The following is a 16,600-nucleotide window of genomic DNA, read 5'->3' on the forward strand; positions in this document are numbered from 1 at the left end:
GGCGATGTGGTTTCGATCTCAAAGGCTGGAGATAAGACGGACGTAATTGACAACGCGTTGGACGTTGGCGACGGACCGGGCATGTTCGATCACCCGGTCCAATTCGGCCTGGGTGGTCGCCGTTCCCATCAGATAGACGACGCCATCGACCGTATCGATGCTGTAATTTTGACTGTGGATGTCGCCGTCGATGGTGATTTTTGTGCGCAGTTGGGTCGAAATCCAGGTGTCGCTGGCGCTGTCGAGAATGCCGCCGCCGTCGTTGATCTGAATTTCGTTGATGACCTCTTTGACCCCTTCGGCCTGCCACGCCAGACGGACGGCGTCCAGTCGGCTTTGCGCGTTCGGCACACGCCCGGTCAGCAGGACTCGACCGTGATCGACCGTCAAACCAAGGCCAGACGCCAAGTTGATGTTGTGCTGGAACCAGAGATGATTGATTGAGGCGCGGATTTCGGTGTCGGAGGCGAAGCCCTTAATCCCACGATGCTCCGACGCGGCCATGGCCGCGCCGCCAACCCCGCCAATGACCAGCGGCGCGCAGCCGGACAAAGCCCCGCCCGCAGCCAGAGCCAGCCCCACCAGCGCCGCAAAGCGGCTTAAACCTGTCACAGTGCGCCTCCCCCTGCCGGTTCCCCCACCGGCGTGCGCTGTCCCCGATTGACAGAGCAAGCGGCGCGAAAAAGTCACGCTGGGAGAGGGTTGGCAATGGGGAATCTGTGATGATTTTCGGGTCATCGTCGATTTCTCCTGAAGTGATGCACGGATGTTGCAGTTGCTGCGGCTGCGAAGGGAAAAGCGGGGAAGGAGTCAGGCGAAGCTGCGGTTGGACAGCACGGCGGCGATCTCCCGGGCCAACACGCGGGCGACCCGGCGCCGCGCCTCGGCGTCGCGCAAAATCTCTTCGTCTTTCGGGTTGGACAGAAAGCCGGTTTCAACCAGCAGGGACGGAACGTCGGGCGCCTTCAGCACCGCGAAATTGGCCGCGCGCATCGGGTTTTCCAGCAAGCGGAGATCCTTGGCGACGCCCCGCACCAGCGTTTGCCGGGCGAACAGCGACGCGTTGCGGGTGTGGCGGGCGGTCAGGTCGAGCAGGATGTCCTTGACCACCTGTTTGCTGCCCTTCATGTCCAGCCCACCGAAACGGTCGGCCCGGTTTTCCTGTTGGGCGAGGCGGGAGGCGAAGCCGTCCGACGCCTTGCTGGACAGGGTGTAGGCGGACAGGCCGCGCGCGTCGGCGTTGGGGGCGCTGTCGGCGTGGATTGAAACGAACAGGTCGGCCTCGGATTTGCGAGTCAGGGCGACGCGCTCGTCCAAGGCGAGAAAACGGTCGTCGTTGCGGGTGAGGCGCGCGGTGATTCGGTGACGGTCAGCCAGCAGGCGGGCGACCTCGCGCGCGATGTCCAGCGTGACGTCCTTTTCCTGGGTTCCATGCGTGCCGATGGCGCCGGGGTCCGCCCCGCCATGGCCGGGATCCAGCATGACAAGCCGAGGGCGGGCGGGCCGTCGATCGCGTGCAGGCGTGGACGGCTTGGCGGCGCTCTTGGGGTCGGCGGCCATAGCCATGGAAGACGCAAGCAGCCCGGCCCGCGCCGCCACAGGCACGCTCAAGGCCAGTCTCAACAACCGTCTGCGGTCCATTGTTCAAGCACCGTCTCACAGCAGGATCGTCAAGCGACGCCGCGTCAAACATCCATCTCTTGTTAACCAATGGGCGCCCGGCAAAGCCTTGTCAAGAGAGGGAGGATTGGCGGGCGTGAATATTGCCCCTGCTTCTGTGAAGGGCATCACGACAACCTCACACGGACTCCATCAGGGTAAACCGTTGCTTGAAGATGGATAGGAAAGAGATTAAATTTTACCAATCAGCTCAGGAGGTGGCGATGTTGAGGAAAGCCTTGTTCAACATCATCCGGCAAGAGCAGCGCGAGGTTGAGGGCGAGCTTGAAAAGGAAGAGCGTCGCCCGGCCCCCGATGTTGGCCGCCTTGTCGGTCTGAAGCAAGAAATGACCAGTCTGCGTCGCGAACTGGAGCATTTCCAGGACGTGTGATCGTCAGGGCCGTCGATGGATTGATCGACGATCCAGACACCTTCAGCGCCCCTTTCCTCCGATCTGGTGGGAAGGGGTTTTGTTTTTGTCACGCCAACTTGACGTACCCGCGTTCGATGACCCGCTCGGCGGCCTCATAGACGGACTGCATTTCCTCATAGGCCGAGCGCAGGCGCGCCAATTCGGCCACCGCCGGCGCTTCGGGGCGGCGCGATTCCGCCGCCTTGATGCCCGCCCGGATGTAGTCCGCGCGCAATTCCGCCACCCGGACCGCCATCCGCAGAAAGGAATCCCGGTTGAGGTTCGGCAACTCGCGCCCGATCACCTCGCAATTGGCCTCCAGGATCGCGGCGTCCATGTTTTCCAGGAAATGCCGGATGCGGTGACGGGCGCCGCTGTCCGACGCCTCCGCCGTCAACAGCTTGTCGACTTTGCCTTTGGTGTATTCACCGACGATTTTTCCGCCCGAGGTCATGGAAGCGCTCCGTCGCCAACCGTTGGCTTGACGGGCATTGTGGCATTGTCGGGCGGTTGGCGCCAGTCAGGGCTTGCGCCATTCCCAGAGCGGGCGGGGGCTTTTCGCATCAAGCGGGTGCAAGCGCGCGTGGATCGTGATACGCAGACCTCCCTTTTCCTGTGCTCGTTCAATGGTAGACGCGCGATGGCTGACACCGGCTCCGACTATATCCTCACCATCTCCTGCCCCGACGCGGTCGGCATCGTGTTCGCGGTGTCCGGCTTTCTGGCGGAGCGGAGCTGCAACATCAAGGACAGCGCCCAGTTCGGCGACCGGGTGTCGGGCCTGTTTTTCCTGCGCATCCATTTTTCCGCTGGCGGCGCGGGGCCGTCCCAGGCGGCGCTGGAGGCTGATTTCGCGGCGCATGTGGCCGACCGCTTCGCCATGACCTGGAAGCTGCATGACGCCGGTCGGCGCCAGCGGGTGCTGATTATGGTGTCGAAGTTCGGGCACTGCCTGAATGATCTGCTTTACCGCTACCGCACCGGCTATCTGCCCATCGAAATTCCGGCCATCGTCTCCAACCACCGGGATTTCTACCAGTTGGCGGCGTGGCACAACATTCCCTTCCATCACATCCCCGTCGGCTCCGACAACAAGGCCCAGCAGGAAGAGCGCCTGTTGGAGATCGTCGAGACCGAGAAGGTCGATCTGGTCGTTCTCGCCCGCTACATGCAGGTTCTGTCCGGGCGTTTGTGTGAACGGATGGCCGGGCGGGTCATCAACATCCATCACAGCTTCCTGCCCAGCTTCAAGGGCGCGAAGCCCTATCACCAGGCGCACACGCGTGGCGTGAAGCTGATCGGAGCGACGGCGCATTACGTGACGTCCAACCTCGACGAAGGGCCGATCATCGAGCAGGAAGCCGAGCGCGTCGATCACACGATGACGCCGGATGATCTGGTGGCCATCGGACGGGACATCGAAAACGTCGTTCTGGCGCGCGCCGTGCGCTATCACGTTGAGCATCGTGTGTTGCTGAACGGCAGCAAGACGGTGGTCTTCCGCTGACGCTGAGCGCTCCTGACGCGCAGGCGGACGATCCGCCCACGCCTCAGGCGCAAGATGCGAGCAACAATCCGTCGGTCGTCCGCAAGATTTCGCCGCCCCAGCCATCATCTGTTTCAAGTTGGACATCTCGAACAGCAAAGCAGTCGAACCCGTTTGCTTTGGTCCTAGGGCAAACGGCAACGGGCTTTTAACCGTTCCGAAAGACTTATCGGGCCACTCTGACATTGCCCTCCGGCTTATGGCTGTGCGAGGGCGAGGCGAGTGTTCCCGATCCTCGAACGCGCCGGCACCTCCCCCGGGCCGGCGCGTTTTTTCTGACTCGTCGACGTTTGGAATGTTGCCGTTGGCGTGTTGGGCGGCGCGGGGCGTTGGGATGGATTGTGTGTTTTTGCGTCGGTCGGCCACGCGGGCGCTTGCAAGTCACTTAATCGGAAGTTAATGACAACGGCACAGTGTCATCAGGGATGAGGGGCTGCGACCGGGCGTCGCGATCCTTCGGTTGCCGCATCGGGTTCGGATTGGCGCATGGAAGACCAAGAGTTCGATCTGTCCGTGACCGACGGCGTTCCGCCGGACGAATTGGCCGATTATGAGGTGTGGCGCGTCCGCGTGCAGGGCACCAACATTTCGGAAAAGACCCTGCTGGCGACAGACTATCTCAATCACTTCAACGAAATCGTGATGTTGATCGAGATGATCCCCGACATGCCCGACATGCTGGAAGAGTGCCAAATCTGGCAGCCCAAATCCTACGCCGAGCATTTTCGTGACAGCGGCTTTTCCGACAAGGACTTGGCGATCGAGGCCTACGGCCATGTCCCGTCAAAATTCCGCGCCCCGTTTGAAGACACCATCGCCCAGGCCCATCAGGTCATCGCCCACACGGTGGAGCGCGTCGCCACCGACATCCTGGGCGGCGACCCGGACAAGCTGCGGGCCGACTGCCAAATCTCTGTGGCGATGATCCACCGCATCATTCAGGTCGCCAACGGCATCATCCACGGCGCCGCCCACGTCATGGAACAGGGCGAGATCGATTTGTATCTCTGCGACGCCGACAACGTTGGCTGAGGGGCCGTCTTCAGCCCCGCCCCGTCAAAAACAGCGATTGATGGTACACCCACCATTCCTTCGTTGCATGGCTCCGCGCCCCTCCTCGGCACTATAGTCGTAAGCCTAAAAAAGACGGCGGGGCGTGCGCGCGCCGACCGCAGGGGGAGTTGGAGCATATCCATGACGGCAAACGCCTTTGCAGCGGCCCGTGACCGGGTTGCGCGGGAACAATCTCTCTGTCGGCGTTGTCCGACCGATCCCACAGCTCCAACCCCGGTTCCGGCGGGAGGGCGTTGACCGTATGGAACGATCCGGCCACACCGACAGCTTCACCCGCGACCGTTTGCCGGCGCCGTCCCAACGCCCTGATTTCCTGCTCGACCGACCAGAGCTTGCCTATCCCGCCCGTTTGAACGCCGTCGCCGTCCTGTTGGACGGCTGGCGCGAACGCGGCTGGGACGAGCGGCCTTGCCTGATCGGCGGGGATGGGGTGTGGAGTTATGGCCAACTCCGCGACACGGTGGACCGCATCGCCCGCGTCCTGACCGAGGATTACGGCGTCGTCCCCGGCAACCGCGTGCTGCTGCGCGGGCCGAACACGCCGATGCTGGCGGCCTGCTGGCTGGCGGTCATCAAGGCGGGGGCGGTGCTGGTGCCGACCATGCCGCTGCTGCGCGCCCCGGAATTGGCCGACGTGCTGGAACGGGCGGCGATCACCATGGCGCTGTGCGACCGGCGTTACTTGGATGATCTGGAGGAGGCCGCCGCGCCGTCGATGCGCATCGTCGGCTTCCAGGGCGGCGAGTTGGAGCATCGGATCGCCGGAAAACCCGCCGGTTTCACCGCCGCCGACACGGCGAACGACGATGTGGCGTTGATCGCCTTCACCTCGGGCACCACCGGCACGCCCAAGGCGGCGGCGCATCTGCACCGCCATGTGCTGGCGATCGCCGATCTGTCGCCCCGCTCCATTCTCCACACCACGCCCGACGACGTGTTTTGCGGGTCGCCGACGCTGGCCTTCGCCTATGGGCTGGGCGGGCTGCTGCTGTTCCCGCTGCGGATCGGGGCCTCCGTCGTGTTGCTGGAGCGCGGCACCCACGACCGCTTGCTCGACGCGGCGATTCGCCATCGGGCGACCATCCTCTTCACCGTGCCGACCGTCTATCGCGGCATGATCGCTCATCTGGAGAGCGACCCGGCGCTGGCCGAAAGCTTGTCGTCGCTGCGCCTGTGCGTGTCGGCGGGCGAACCTCTGCCGCTGCTGACCTTTGAAGGCTGGCGGGCGGCGACCGGGCTGGAGATCCTCGACAGCCTCGGCACCACGGAGTTGTTGAACGCGGTGCTGCACGCCGTTCCCGGCGACGTTCGCCCCGGTTCGACCGGCAAGCCGGTGCCGGGCTATGAGGCGATGGTCGTGGACGATGATTTCCGTCCGGCCCCGCCAGGGCAGGTCGGGCGGCTGGCGGTGCGCGGGGCGACGGGGTGCCTCTATCTCGACGATCCGCGCCAAGAGGCCTATGTGCAACAGGGCTGGAACCTGACCGGCGACGCCTTCCACGTCGATGAGGATGGTTTCTTCTGGTACCACGCGCGCACCGACGATTTGATCGTCTCGGCGGGCTACAAGATCTCCGGGTTGGAAGTCGAAAACATCCTGTTGGGGCATGATGCGGTGCAGGAATGCGCGGTGGTCGCCGTTCCCGACCCCGTGCGCGGCACCATTCCCAAGGCCTTCATCGTCATCCGCGACGGGATGCGGGCCGACGACCGGCTGGTGGAACTGCTGCAAAGCTATGTGAAGGACCACATCGCGCCCTACAAATACCCCCGCGCCGTTGAATTTCTGGACGCCCTGCCGCGCACCGAAACCGGCAAGGTTCAGCGCTTCAAGCTGCGGCGGTGGGACGGCGACTGAGATCGTTGAAGCGGGCCAGACGGACGCCGCGCTGTTCCAACAGGGCGGCGAACTCCGGCCCCTTCAGATACTCATACTCAGCCCGGCGCGGCTCGACGAGGCTGTCCACCCGGCGCAGGGCGTCGTCGGGCAGGCCGGGATGGACCATCAGCAAATTCCGGCCCGGCGGACCATCGAGAAAGCCGTCGAGAAAGCGCGGCATCAGCGCGGCGAACGGCGTCGTCGTCGCGAAGTCGTAGACCCCGGCGAAACGGTCGTTCGCTGGAATGGCGCGGGCGTCGAGCAGACGGGACAGGCCATGGCCCAACGCGCCGATCAGCAGCGTTTTCGGCACGGCCACCTTGCGGCGCAGGATCGCGCCCACCGGCTCGCCGCACCGGCGGGCGTAGGCGCCCGGCAGCGTGGCCAGCGCGTCCACCACCGCGTCACGCACCGTCGGCAGTTGATGAACATGCTGGTGGCCGTCGATGTAGGCCGGGGGGCCGCCCCAAGCCGTGGTGAAGGCGTCGATCTGCCTGGCCAACTCGTCGCGAATTTCGCCTGCGTCCAGGCCCCCCCGATAGGCCAGCGCCATCAAGCGCCCCAAGGGCGGCAAGCGCCCAGCCGGGGCCAGTCCGGGCATCGGCCCCAGCGGCGTCTGGTCGGTCAAGGTGAAATGCAGCCCGACATCAGCCTTGTCGGCCAGTTCGCGCAACGCGGCGGCCTCCGGCGCCCAGAAGGGGCACAGGCTCATCACCGAGGTGGCGGTCAGGCGGCCCGCCGCGATCAACTCCCGGATCGCGACGTTGACGCCGGGTGCCAGCCCGTAATCATCGGCGCAGAGCAGAACGGGCGTGGTCATCGGCGGAAATCTCAGAGTCGGGGAAGGGCTGTCAGCGCCGAAGATGGCGAGGCGTGTTCTGCCGATCAAGGGACATCATGGCTTGGCGGCGGTCGAACGGGACGGCAAGGTCGCCAGGGTGACGCCGGGCAGCACCAGCAGAACCCCCAGCAGATGGAACATCTCCAACCCCTCGCCCAGCAACAACCAAGAGGCCAGAGCCGCCCACAGCGGCGACACGTAAAGCGCCGTGGACGCCTGCGCCACGCCCATCCGGGCGATGGCTTTCTGGTAGGCGAGAAAGGCCAGGACCGAGGCGAACAGCGCCACGCCCAGAAGCGACAGCGCGGTCGGAAGGGTGAAGGGCACCGAACGAACGGTCACGCTTTCCCACAGATAGAAGGGGGCCAAAACCAAGACTCCAGCCAGCGCGTTGGCGGCGAAGCTGGTGACGACCGGCAACGGATTGCGGGTCTGGCGCAGCAAAATGGTGAAGACCGACCAGGACACGGCCCCGATCAGAACCAGAAGATCGCCCAGATTGAAGGAGAGATGGCGCAGAACCTCGACGTCGCCCCGCGTCAAAATCACCAGAACCCCGGCCATGGCCAGCAGGATGCCCGCCACTTGGCGCGGGCGGATGCGGTCGCCCAGCCAGACGGCGGCGATCACCAGAACCATCACCGGGCTGGTCGCGTAAATCAGGCTGGCGTTGGTCGCGCTGGTGCGTTCCAGCCCGTAATAGACGATGGCTCCGGAAATGCCCTGCCCCAGAAAGCCCAGCAGCAGGAAACGCCGCCATTCCGCCAACAGGCGATGCCGATGAATCAGCAGGCCGGGGATGGCCAGCGGCAGAATCATCAGAAAGGCGAGCAGCCAGCGCCAGAAGGCCAGACCGATGGGCGGCACGACATGGGCGGCGGCCCGCCCCAACACCGGGTTGGACGCCAGCAACGCCGAGGCGGTCAGGTAAAGGCCAAAGGCGGCCCAGGGGCCGCTGCGCAGGGCGGACAGCATGGTGGCGAACATGGGTGGGGGAGGCGGGGCGAAGGCTGTCAGCGAATCACGCCACCCTAACATGGGGTTTGGCGCGGTGGGTCGACCGGGAACGCATGGCTGAGGTTCGCCGCGCGGTTCCTGATTCGGCGCGTCACCGCTCTGTTCGCGCAGCAAACAATTCGATTGCGTTTGCAACTGTTTCGTTTTGAAGTAAAAAAACGCGCAAAATCATCTCTTCTCGGTCTGCAAAGAATGCTCCGTAGAGTAGAATAACGACGTATGCATGTTCACGTTGACAGGTGACGCAAGCGCGAGCCAAATGTCGTAAGAACCCCAAAGCCGAATTGGCAAATTTCAGATCGTTTCAACGGGAATCGGGAGACCAAAGAATGAAGCGCATCCTGTTGGGTGCCGGGCTTGGCATGGCTGCGGCGCTGGCGCTCGCGGCGCCCGCCCAGGCCGCCAAAACCCTCGTCTATTGCTCTGAGGGCAGCCCCGAAAACTTCAATCCGGCGTTGAACACGACCGGGACGAGCTGGGACGCGTCCCTGCCGGTCGTCAGCACCCTGGTTCAGTTTGAGCGCGGCGGCACGAAGGTCGTTCCGGGTCTTGCCGAATCCTGGACCATTTCCGACGACGGCTTGGTCTACACCTTCAAGCTGCGCGCTGGGATCAAGTGGCACAGCAACAATGATTTCAAACCGACCCGCGACGCCAACGTCGATGACGTGATCTTCTCCATCGAACGCCAGTGGAAGAAGGAGCATCCCTTCCACAAAGTGTCTGGTGGGGCTTATGATTACTTCGCCGACATGGCGATGCCGACCCTGTTGAAGTCGGTCGAGAAAATCGACAACCTGACCGTCAAGATCACGTTGAACGAGGTCGAGGCCCCGTTCCTGGCCAATATGGCCATGGCCTTCATGGGAATCCAATCGGCGGAATACGCCGAAGCGATGCTGAAGAAGGGCACGCCGGAGAAGGTCGATCAGGTTCCCATCGGGACCGGCCCCTTCCAGTTCGTGGCCTACCAGAAGGACGCGGTCATTCGCTTTAAGGCGTTTGACGGTTATTGGGGTGGCAAGCAGCCCATCGACAATCTGGTTTTCGCCATCACCCCCGACGCCGCCGTTCGTTTGGCTAAGCTGAAGGCGGGCGAGTGCCATGTGATGGCCTATCCCAACCCGGCCGACATCGAGGCGATGAAGAAAGACGCCTCGATCACCGTGCAGGAGCAGGAGGGGCTGAACGTCGGTTACGTCTCCTTCAACACCTTGAAGAAGCCGTTTGACGATGTGAAGGTCCGTCGGGCCATCAGCATGGCGATCGACAAGAAGGCCATCGTCGACGCTGTGTATCAGGGCGCTGGCGTTCCGGCCAAGAATCCGATTCCGCCGACCATGTGGTCCTACAACAAGGCCATTGAGGATTATCCCTTCGACCAGGAGCGTGCGAAGAAGCTGCTGGCCGAGGCTGGCTATCCCAACGGCTTTGAAACCGACCTGTGGGCCATGCCGGTGGCGCGCCCCTACAACCCGAACGCCAAGCGCGTGGCCGAGATGATGCAGGCCGATCTGGCGAAGGTCGGCGTCAAGGCCAAGGTCGTTCAGTATGAGTGGGGCGAATACCGCAAGCGCATGCAGCAGGGCGAGCACCTGATGGGCATGCTGGGTTGGACCGGCGACAACGGCGACCCCGACAACTTCCTGTACACGCTGTTGGGTTGCGAAGCGGCCCGTCCGGGCGGCAACAACCTGTCGAAATGGTGCAACAAGGAGTTCGACGGTCTCGTCGTCCAGGCCAAGCGCACCAACGACCTCGCCGCCCGCACCAAGCTGTACGAACAGGCTCAGGTGATCTTCAAGGAAGAGGCGCCGTGGTACACCATCGCTCATTCGGTGGTGTATATGGGGCTGAACAAGGCCGTTCAGGGCTACAAGATGGATCCGTTCGCGCTCCATTACTTCGACGGCGTTGATCTGAAGCAGTAAGTCTTTTGCAGGACTGAGGCGATCTCCCCTTTCATCCCCGGTTTCCCGTTTGGAAGCCGTCGGGTGGAAGGGGAGGTTCGCATCTGGGGTGAGACGCTTTGCGATTCCGATGTCCGGGGCGGCGACGCGCGCGGAACTTCGGGTCTGGTTTGGTGATTTGGGCGTCCAGCGTTTCTTTACGAAAACGACAACGCGCTGTTCAGACTGATTTCTTTCAAAAGAGTGACAACACGATGCTTCGCTTCATCCTGACGCGGGTGAGCTTGGTGATTCCGACCTTTCTCGGCATCACCTTTCTAACCTTTATTTTGATCCGGCTCGTCCCCGGCGATCCCATCGAGGTTCGCGTCGGCGAACGCGGCATCGCGCCCGAACGACTCGCTCAGTTCCGCCATGAGTTGGGCCTGGATTTGCCCCTGTGGCGGCAATTCCTCGACTATGTTTGGAACGTCATGACCGGCGATTTCGGCGTGTCGCTCATCACCCACAATTCGGTGCTGAGCGAGTTCGTCACGCTGTTCCCGGCGACTCTGGAATTGGCGTTGGCGGCTATGCTGTTCGCGACGCTGCTGGGTCTGCCCGCCGGAATTTTGGCGGCGGTCAAGCGCGGCTCCCTGTTTGACCACGGGGTGATGGGCATCAGCCTGACCGGCTATTCGATGCCGATCTTTTGGTGGGGCCTGCTGCTGATCCTGTTCTTCTCGGTCGGCTTGGGTTGGACGCCGGTGTCGGGCCGTTTGGACCTGCTCTATTACATTGAGCCGACGACCGGCTTCATGCTGATCGACACGCTGCTGGTCGGCGAATATGGCGCCTTCTGGTCGGCCCTTCATCACCTGATCCTGCCGACCATCGTGCTGGGCACGGTGCCGTTGGCGGTGGTGGCGCGCATGACGCGGTCGGCCATGCTGGAGGTGTTGGGGGAGGATTACATCCGCACCGCCCACGCCAAGGGCCTGTCGGACAGCCGGGTCATCGGCCTGCACGCGCTGCGCAACGCGCTGATCCCGGTGGTGACGGTCATCGGTCTTCAGGTCGGCACGCTGTTGGGCGGCGCCATCCTGACCGAAACCATTTTCTCGTGGCCCGGCATCGGCAAATGGTTGATCGAATCGATTGGCCGCCGGGATTACCCGGCGCTGCAAGGCGGCGTGCTGCTGATCGCCACCTCGGTGATCGCCGTCAATCTGCTGGTTGACGTGCTGTACGGCGTTCTCAACCCTCGTATCCGTCACGCGCGGTGAGTCCCGACATGTCCGCTGATCTCTCCTCGCCCTCCGCCGCGCCTGTGGCGGCGCCGTCCCGCCCGCCGCACCCGCTGTTGGAATTCTGGTATCATTTCAAACAAAACAAGGGATCGCTGATCGGTCTGGTGGTCATTCTCGCCATCGCCGTGATCGCGATCTTCGCCGAGTTGCTGGCCCCTTACGATCCCAACATCCAGTTCCGCGACGCCATTTTGGCCCCGCCGGTTTGGTATGATGGCGGAACCTGGCGCTTCATTCTGGGCACCGACGACATTGGCCGCGACATGATGTCCCGTCTGATGCACGGCGCGCGCCTGTCGATGATGATCGGCCTGATCGTCGTCACCCTGTCGCTGGCCATCGGGCTGGCGCTGGGCCTGCTGGCCGGTTTCTTCGGCGGCATGGTCGACGTGCTAATCATGCGCTTCATGGACATTCTGCTGGCGCTGCCCAGCCTGCTGTTGGCCGTGGTGGTGGCCGCCATCCTCGGGCCGGGGCTGGTCAACGCCATGCTGGCGGTGTCGGTCGTCGTCATCCCGCACTACGCCCGCCTGACCCGGGCGGCGGTGCTGGCGGAGGTCAACCGGGATTACGTCATCGCCTCGCGCGTAGCGGGGGCCGGGCCGCTGCGCCTGATGCTGATCGTCGTGCTGCCGAATTGCGTGGCGCCGTTGATCGTGCAGGCGACGCTGGGCTTCTCCACCGCCATTCTGGACGCCGCCGCGTTGGGCTTCCTGGGCTTGGGCGCGCAGCCGCCGACGCCGGAATGGGGCACCATGCTGGCCTCCTCCCTCCAGTTCCTCCAGCGCGCGCCGTGGGTCGTCACTTGGCCCGGCGTGTCGATCCTGGTGACGGTTCTGGCCTTCAATCTGTTGGGCGACGGTCTTCGCGACGCGCTCGACCCCAAGCTGAAGCGTTGACGCCATGCCTCTTCTCGACATCAAAAACCTGTCGGTCGAGTTCACCACCCGCGCCGGAACCTTCCGCGCGGTGGATGGAATCGACCTGACCGTGGACGAGGGCGAGGTCGTCGGCATCGTCGGCGAATCCGGGTCCGGCAAATCGGTGACGTCGCTCGCCGTTATGGGGCTGCTGGGCGGCAACGGGCGGATCATCGCCGACCGCATGAGCTTCGCCGGAACCGATCTCTTGACCCTGGAGCCGTCCAAACGCCGGAAGATCACCGGCAAGGACGTCGCCATGGTGTTTCAGGAGCCGATGACCAGCTTGAACCCCTGCTTCACCGTCGGCTTCCAGATCATGGAAACCCTGCGGGTGCATGAGGGGCTGACCGGCAAGGCGCTGCGCCATCGCGCCATCGATCTGCTGGAGCAGGTCGGCATTCCCGCCCCGGAAACCCGGCTGTCGGCCTTCCCGCACCAGCTTTCGGGCGGCATGAACCAGCGCGTCATGATCGCCATCGCCATCGCCTGCAACCCGCGCCTGCTGGTGGCGGACGAGCCGACGACGGCGCTGGACGTCACCATCCAGAAACAGATCCTCGATCTTCTGGTCCGGTTGCAAAAGGAACGGGGCATGGCCCTGATCCTCATCACGCACGACATGGGCGTGGTGGCGGAAACCGCCCAGCGCGTCGCCGTGATGTACGCCGGTCAGTTGGCCGAAACCCGCCCGGTCGCCGACCTGTTCGCCCGCCCGCGCCACCCCTACACCGGGGCGCTGCTCGACGCGCTGCCGGAGCGGGCGTTGGGCAAACGCCGTCTGCCGACGATCCCCGGCATGGTTCCCGGCATCGCCGACCGTCCGGCGGGCTGCCTGTTCAGCCCGCGCTGCCGCTTCGCCACCGACCGTTGCCGGGCCGAACGTCCGGCCTTGCTTGACGTCGACAACGGGCGCGCCCGCTGCTTCTACCCCTTGCCTGACGGGCAGGTTGCCGCCGAGGGGGCGATCCAATGACCACCGATGCTCTGAATCCCGACGTCCTGCCCGACTTTCTGAAGGATGGGGACGACCGCGCCGTCGTTCTGGAAGCCCGCCATCTGCGCAAATATTACGGCGTCAAGCGCGGCGTCTTCAAACCGATGGCGACGGTCAAGGCGCTGGACGGCGTGTCCTTCCAGCTTCGCGCCGGGCGGACTCTGGCCGTGGTCGGCGAATCCGGCTGCGGCAAATCCACCCTGGCCCGCTCCGTCACCATGATCGAGCCGCCCAGCTCCGGCGAGCTGCATTATGACGGGCGCGACGTCGTCGGGCGCAGCGCGGCGGATCTGAAGGAGCTGCGTCGCACGGTCCAGATGGTGTTCCAGAACCCCTATGGCTCGCTGAACCCGCGCAAGACCGTCGGCTCGATCCTGACGGAGCCGCTGGTCATCAACACCAACCTGTCCAAGGACGAACGGCGCGAACGCGCCGTCGCCATGATGGGCAAGGTCGGCCTGCGCGCCGATCAGGTGGACCGCTACCCGCACATGTTCTCGGGCGGGCAGCGGCAGCGCATCGCCATCGCCCGCGCGCTGATGCTCAGCCCGCGCGTCGTCGTGGCGGACGAGCCGGTTTCGGCGCTCGACGTGTCGATCCAGGCGCAGGTGCTGAACCTGATGATGGATCTTCAGGAGGAGCTGAACCTCGCCTATTTGTTCATCTCCCACGATCTCAGCGTCGTTCGCCACATCGCCGACGCCATCATGGTGATGTATCTGGGCAAGCCGGTGGAGCATGGGGCCAAGGACGTGGTGTTCGCCCGCCCGCGCCACCCCTACACCCGAATCCTGCTTGCCGCGACCCCGCGCGTCAACCCGGCCCTGCGGCTGGAGCGGGTGGTGCCGAAGGGCGAGCTTCCCTCGCCCCTCAATCCGCCGCCGGGCTGTTCTTTTCACAAACGCTGCCCCTACGCGACGGAGCGTTGCGGGGTGGAGGTTCCGGCGCTGCGCCCGGTCGATGACCGGCTGGTCGCCTGCCACCACGCCGAGCAGATGAACTGAGCGCTGAATCGAAACGTCGGACGGAGAAGGCGGCTGTTGAGTGCAACGGCCGTCTTCTTTAGGGTGCGGCGCATTCGTTTTATTCTAGGGAGAAAGCCGCCATGCCGTCGTTCGACATCGTGTCCAAGACCGACATCCACGAGATCGACAACGCCATCGCCGGTGTCCGTCGCGAGGTCGAAACCCGCTTTGACTTCAAAGGCTCGAAATGCACGGTCGAGCGGACGGAGAACGACATCGTCCTGTTGGCCGATGACGAACCGAAGCTGTTGCAGATGCAGGAGTTGGTGCGCGTCCATGTGACCCGGCGCAAGCTCGACGCTTCGGCGCTCGATTTTTCGGCCAAGCCGGAACGCGCGGCCAACGACGCCCTGCGCCACACCGTCACGGTCAAGCAGGGCATCGCGCAGGAGTTGGCCAAGCGCATCGTAAAATCGATCAAGGACAGCAAGATGAAGGTCCAGGTTTCGATTCAAGGCGATGAACTGCGCGTCACCGGCAAGAAGCGCGACGATCTGCAAGAAGCCATCGCGCATGTGAAGCGCATGGGGATCGAGCAGCCGTTGCAGTATGACAATTTCCGCGACTGAGCGGAACGACGCCTCCCCCGGCAAAGCCTGCCGGGGGAGGTGGAAGATTCTGCCGGGCGCTCGGTAAATTTTGCCGGTCAATCGGTCGCAGCCCCCGACGCATCGTTGACGATGCTGGCTTTGGCGTGTGGCGTGAAAATTGCGTAAACCTGTGGGTTCGCCAAACGCCACAGGGGTGATCCCATGTCGATGATGGCCAGCAGCGAGGCCACGCAAGCGATGCGCATCCGGGCGGAAGACGTCCTGGAGCGCAAAGGCGCCGCTGCCACCCGCGACGCAGGCGCGCTGGCGGGTCAATTCGCGGCGATGTTGCAGACGCTGAACGGCGTTGACCAAGGGGCCACGGCTGGCGCCGGGGCGAGCGCGGTGGCGCCCAACAGCCAACCCTCCATCCGGTTGGGCGTGGGGGCCGTCACCCTGTTCGCGCAAGACGTCAGCGGATCGGGCGCCGCGCAGGGCGGCGAAACGCCCGACTTGACCATGCAGGATCCCAGCGGCCCGCTTCAGGTGGTGGAAAGCGCGATCCAGAGCGGCGATGGCTCCAATTTTCGCTGGCTCACCACATTGCTGACCCAGAACACGGCGGCGTGACCGTCACGCGGTGCCGAGAAAGCGCCGCTCCGTTCCTTCCAAAACCACAGCGGTCAAGCGGTGCGTGGCGTAGGCCCCGGTGTCGACGCCGATGCGGTTCGCGTAGGATTCCGGCTCGCTGGCCACGGTGTGGCCATGAACGATGATTTTGCCGTGATCGTGGCTGGAGTTCAGGAACTCATGGCGGATCCACAACCGATCCGCGTCCTTCTGCCGATCCAACGGCACGCCGGGGCGCACGCCCGCATGGACAAAATGATAGTCCCCCAAGGTCGCCTGACACCGTAGGCCGCTGAGGAAGGCGCGGTGAGGTTCGGGCAGGGCGAGATTCAACGCGCGCTGCGCCTCCGCCAATTCGGCGGGCGGCGCGTCGGCGGCGGGGGCAGGAACGCCGTAACTGGTCAAGGTGGCGCGCCCGCCATAGGTCAGCCAACCAGGGGCGGCGCGCAGGTCGCTGAGAAAGCGGACCATAACGTCCTCATGATTGCCGCGCAGACAGACCGTGCTGAACATCGGCGGTAGGCCGTTGATGAGCCGTTCGATGACGCGAGCGGAATCGGGTCCACGATCAATATAGTCCCCAAGGAAAATCAGGGATTTGACCAGATTCGGGGCGTCGTCGGCGTCACGCCCGATCTGATCGAGCAGTGCGTCAAGCAGATCGAGCCGTCCGTGAATGTCGCCGACAGCGTAAACCCGCGTGCCGCGAGGGACCGACGCCGTAGATGCTGTGACCGCTGGCCTTGATTGCCGCGCAAACCCGAACACGAGGTTCCTCCTTGTTGCGACTCTTGGACTCTATTGAGCCTCTTTTTGATCCCACCACGCAACCTTGGATCAACGCATTCAATGTTACAATCTTCTAATAAT

The 16,600-nt window shown here is 63.9% G+C and carries 17 protein-coding genes; 11 read left to right on the plus strand and 6 right to left on the minus strand.

The features are described 5' to 3' along the window. Positions 1 to 18 precede the first annotated feature (18 nt). Positions 19 to 612, minus strand: coding sequence for a BON domain-containing protein (locus tag D3877_RS26520; RefSeq protein ID WP_119833803.1), 594 nt, complete (start codon positions 610 to 612; stop codon positions 19 to 21). 198 nt (positions 613 to 810) lie between these two features. After that, on the minus strand, positions 811 to 1,605 hold the full coding sequence (locus D3877_RS26525) for an N-acetylmuramoyl-L-alanine amidase family protein (protein WP_238475137.1): 795 nt from the start codon (positions 1,603 to 1,605) through the stop codon (positions 811 to 813). A gap of 278 nt (positions 1,606 to 1,883) precedes the next feature. Between D3877_RS26525 and D3877_RS30340 the strand changes: the two genes are divergently transcribed. Continuing rightward, on the plus strand, positions 1,884 to 2,051 hold the full coding sequence (locus D3877_RS30340; protein WP_199721002.1) for a hypothetical protein: 168 nt from the start codon (positions 1,884 to 1,886) through the stop codon (positions 2,049 to 2,051). 88 nt (positions 2,052 to 2,139) lie between these two features. Here the strand turns inward: D3877_RS30340 and D3877_RS26530 are convergent, their stop codons facing one another. Next, entirely contained in the window at positions 2,140 to 2,526 is a 387-nt protein-coding gene (locus D3877_RS26530; protein WP_119833805.1) for a hypothetical protein, read from the minus strand. A 186-nt stretch (positions 2,527 to 2,712) separates the two neighbouring features. Between D3877_RS26530 and purU the strand changes: the two genes are divergently transcribed. From purU to D3877_RS26545, 3 genes are all read left to right on the plus strand, one after another. After that, positions 2,713 to 3,579 (plus strand): formyltetrahydrofolate deformylase, encoded by an 867-nt coding sequence (gene purU, locus D3877_RS26535; protein ID WP_119833806.1) that lies wholly within the window; start codon positions 2,713 to 2,715, stop codon positions 3,577 to 3,579. 525 nt (positions 3,580 to 4,104) lie between these two features. Then, a complete protein-coding gene (locus D3877_RS26540; RefSeq protein WP_119833807.1) occupies positions 4,105 to 4,650 on the plus strand; it encodes a hypothetical protein in 546 nt (181 codons plus the stop codon). A 283-nt stretch (positions 4,651 to 4,933) separates the two neighbouring features. Then, positions 4,934 to 6,550, plus strand: a complete 1,617-nt coding sequence (locus tag D3877_RS26545; protein ID WP_119833808.1) for an AMP-binding protein — start codon at positions 4,934 to 4,936, stop codon at positions 6,548 to 6,550. Here the strand turns inward: D3877_RS26545 and D3877_RS26550 are convergent. Together D3877_RS26550 and D3877_RS26555 are read right to left on the minus strand one after the other, a co-directional pair. Next, complete coding sequence (locus D3877_RS26550) at positions 6,522 to 7,391, minus strand: ChbG/HpnK family deacetylase (protein ID WP_119833809.1); 870 nt, start codon at positions 7,389 to 7,391, stop codon at positions 6,522 to 6,524. The two genes, D3877_RS26545 and D3877_RS26550, sit on opposite strands and share 29 nt — an antisense overlap. Positions 7,392 to 7,466: 75 nt before the next feature. Continuing rightward, the gene (locus D3877_RS26555) at positions 7,467 to 8,399 is read right to left on the minus strand and encodes a DMT family transporter (RefSeq protein ID WP_119833810.1); all 933 of its coding nucleotides are present in this window, start codon (positions 8,397 to 8,399) and stop codon (positions 7,467 to 7,469) included. A gap of 359 nt (positions 8,400 to 8,758) precedes the next feature. On the opposite strand from D3877_RS26555, the gene D3877_RS26560 reads away from it, so the two are divergent. From D3877_RS26560 to D3877_RS26590, 7 genes are all read left to right on the plus strand, one after another. Beyond that, a complete protein-coding gene (locus D3877_RS26560; RefSeq protein ID WP_119833811.1) occupies positions 8,759 to 10,360 on the plus strand; it encodes an ABC transporter substrate-binding protein in 1,602 nt (533 codons plus the stop codon). 233 nt (positions 10,361 to 10,593) lie between these two features. Continuing rightward, the gene (locus tag D3877_RS26565) at positions 10,594 to 11,604 is read left to right on the plus strand and encodes an ABC transporter permease subunit (RefSeq protein ID WP_119833812.1); all 1,011 of its coding nucleotides are present in this window, start codon (positions 10,594 to 10,596) and stop codon (positions 11,602 to 11,604) included. A gap of 8 nt (positions 11,605 to 11,612) precedes the next feature. Continuing rightward, positions 11,613 to 12,527: an ABC transporter permease subunit gene (locus tag D3877_RS26570; RefSeq protein ID WP_119833813.1), complete on the plus strand. Its 915-nt coding sequence runs from the start codon at positions 11,613 to 11,615 to the stop codon at positions 12,525 to 12,527. 4 nt (positions 12,528 to 12,531) lie between these two features. Beyond that, positions 12,532 to 13,524 carry an ABC transporter ATP-binding protein gene (locus D3877_RS26575; protein ID WP_119833814.1) on the plus strand — a complete coding sequence of 331 codons (993 nt, stop codon included), beginning with the start codon at positions 12,532 to 12,534 and terminating at the stop codon, positions 13,522 to 13,524. Beyond that, on the plus strand, positions 13,521 to 14,549 hold the full coding sequence (locus D3877_RS26580) for a peptide ABC transporter ATP-binding protein (protein ID WP_119833815.1): 1,029 nt from the start codon (positions 13,521 to 13,523) through the stop codon (positions 14,547 to 14,549). The genes D3877_RS26575 and D3877_RS26580 overlap by 4 nt, the downstream gene beginning before the upstream one ends. A 101-nt stretch (positions 14,550 to 14,650) precedes the next feature. Continuing rightward, positions 14,651 to 15,139: a YajQ family cyclic di-GMP-binding protein gene (locus tag D3877_RS26585; RefSeq protein ID WP_119833816.1), complete on the plus strand. Its 489-nt coding sequence runs from the start codon at positions 14,651 to 14,653 to the stop codon at positions 15,137 to 15,139. A 183-nt stretch (positions 15,140 to 15,322) separates the two neighbouring features. Continuing rightward, positions 15,323 to 15,730, plus strand: a complete 408-nt coding sequence (locus D3877_RS26590; protein WP_119833817.1) for a hypothetical protein — start codon at positions 15,323 to 15,325, stop codon at positions 15,728 to 15,730. Positions 15,731 to 15,733: 3 nt separating this feature from the next. On the opposite strand, the gene D3877_RS26595 is transcribed toward D3877_RS26590, so the two are convergent. After that, positions 15,734 to 16,498 (minus strand): metallophosphoesterase family protein, encoded by a 765-nt coding sequence (locus D3877_RS26595; RefSeq protein WP_119833818.1) that lies wholly within the window; start codon positions 16,496 to 16,498, stop codon positions 15,734 to 15,736. Positions 16,499 to 16,600: the final 102 nt, after the last annotated feature.

Origin of the sequence: Azospirillum cavernae (assembly GCF_003590795.1) — a bacterium.
Lineage (GTDB): Bacteria > Pseudomonadota > Alphaproteobacteria > Azospirillales > Azospirillaceae > Azospirillum > Azospirillum cavernae.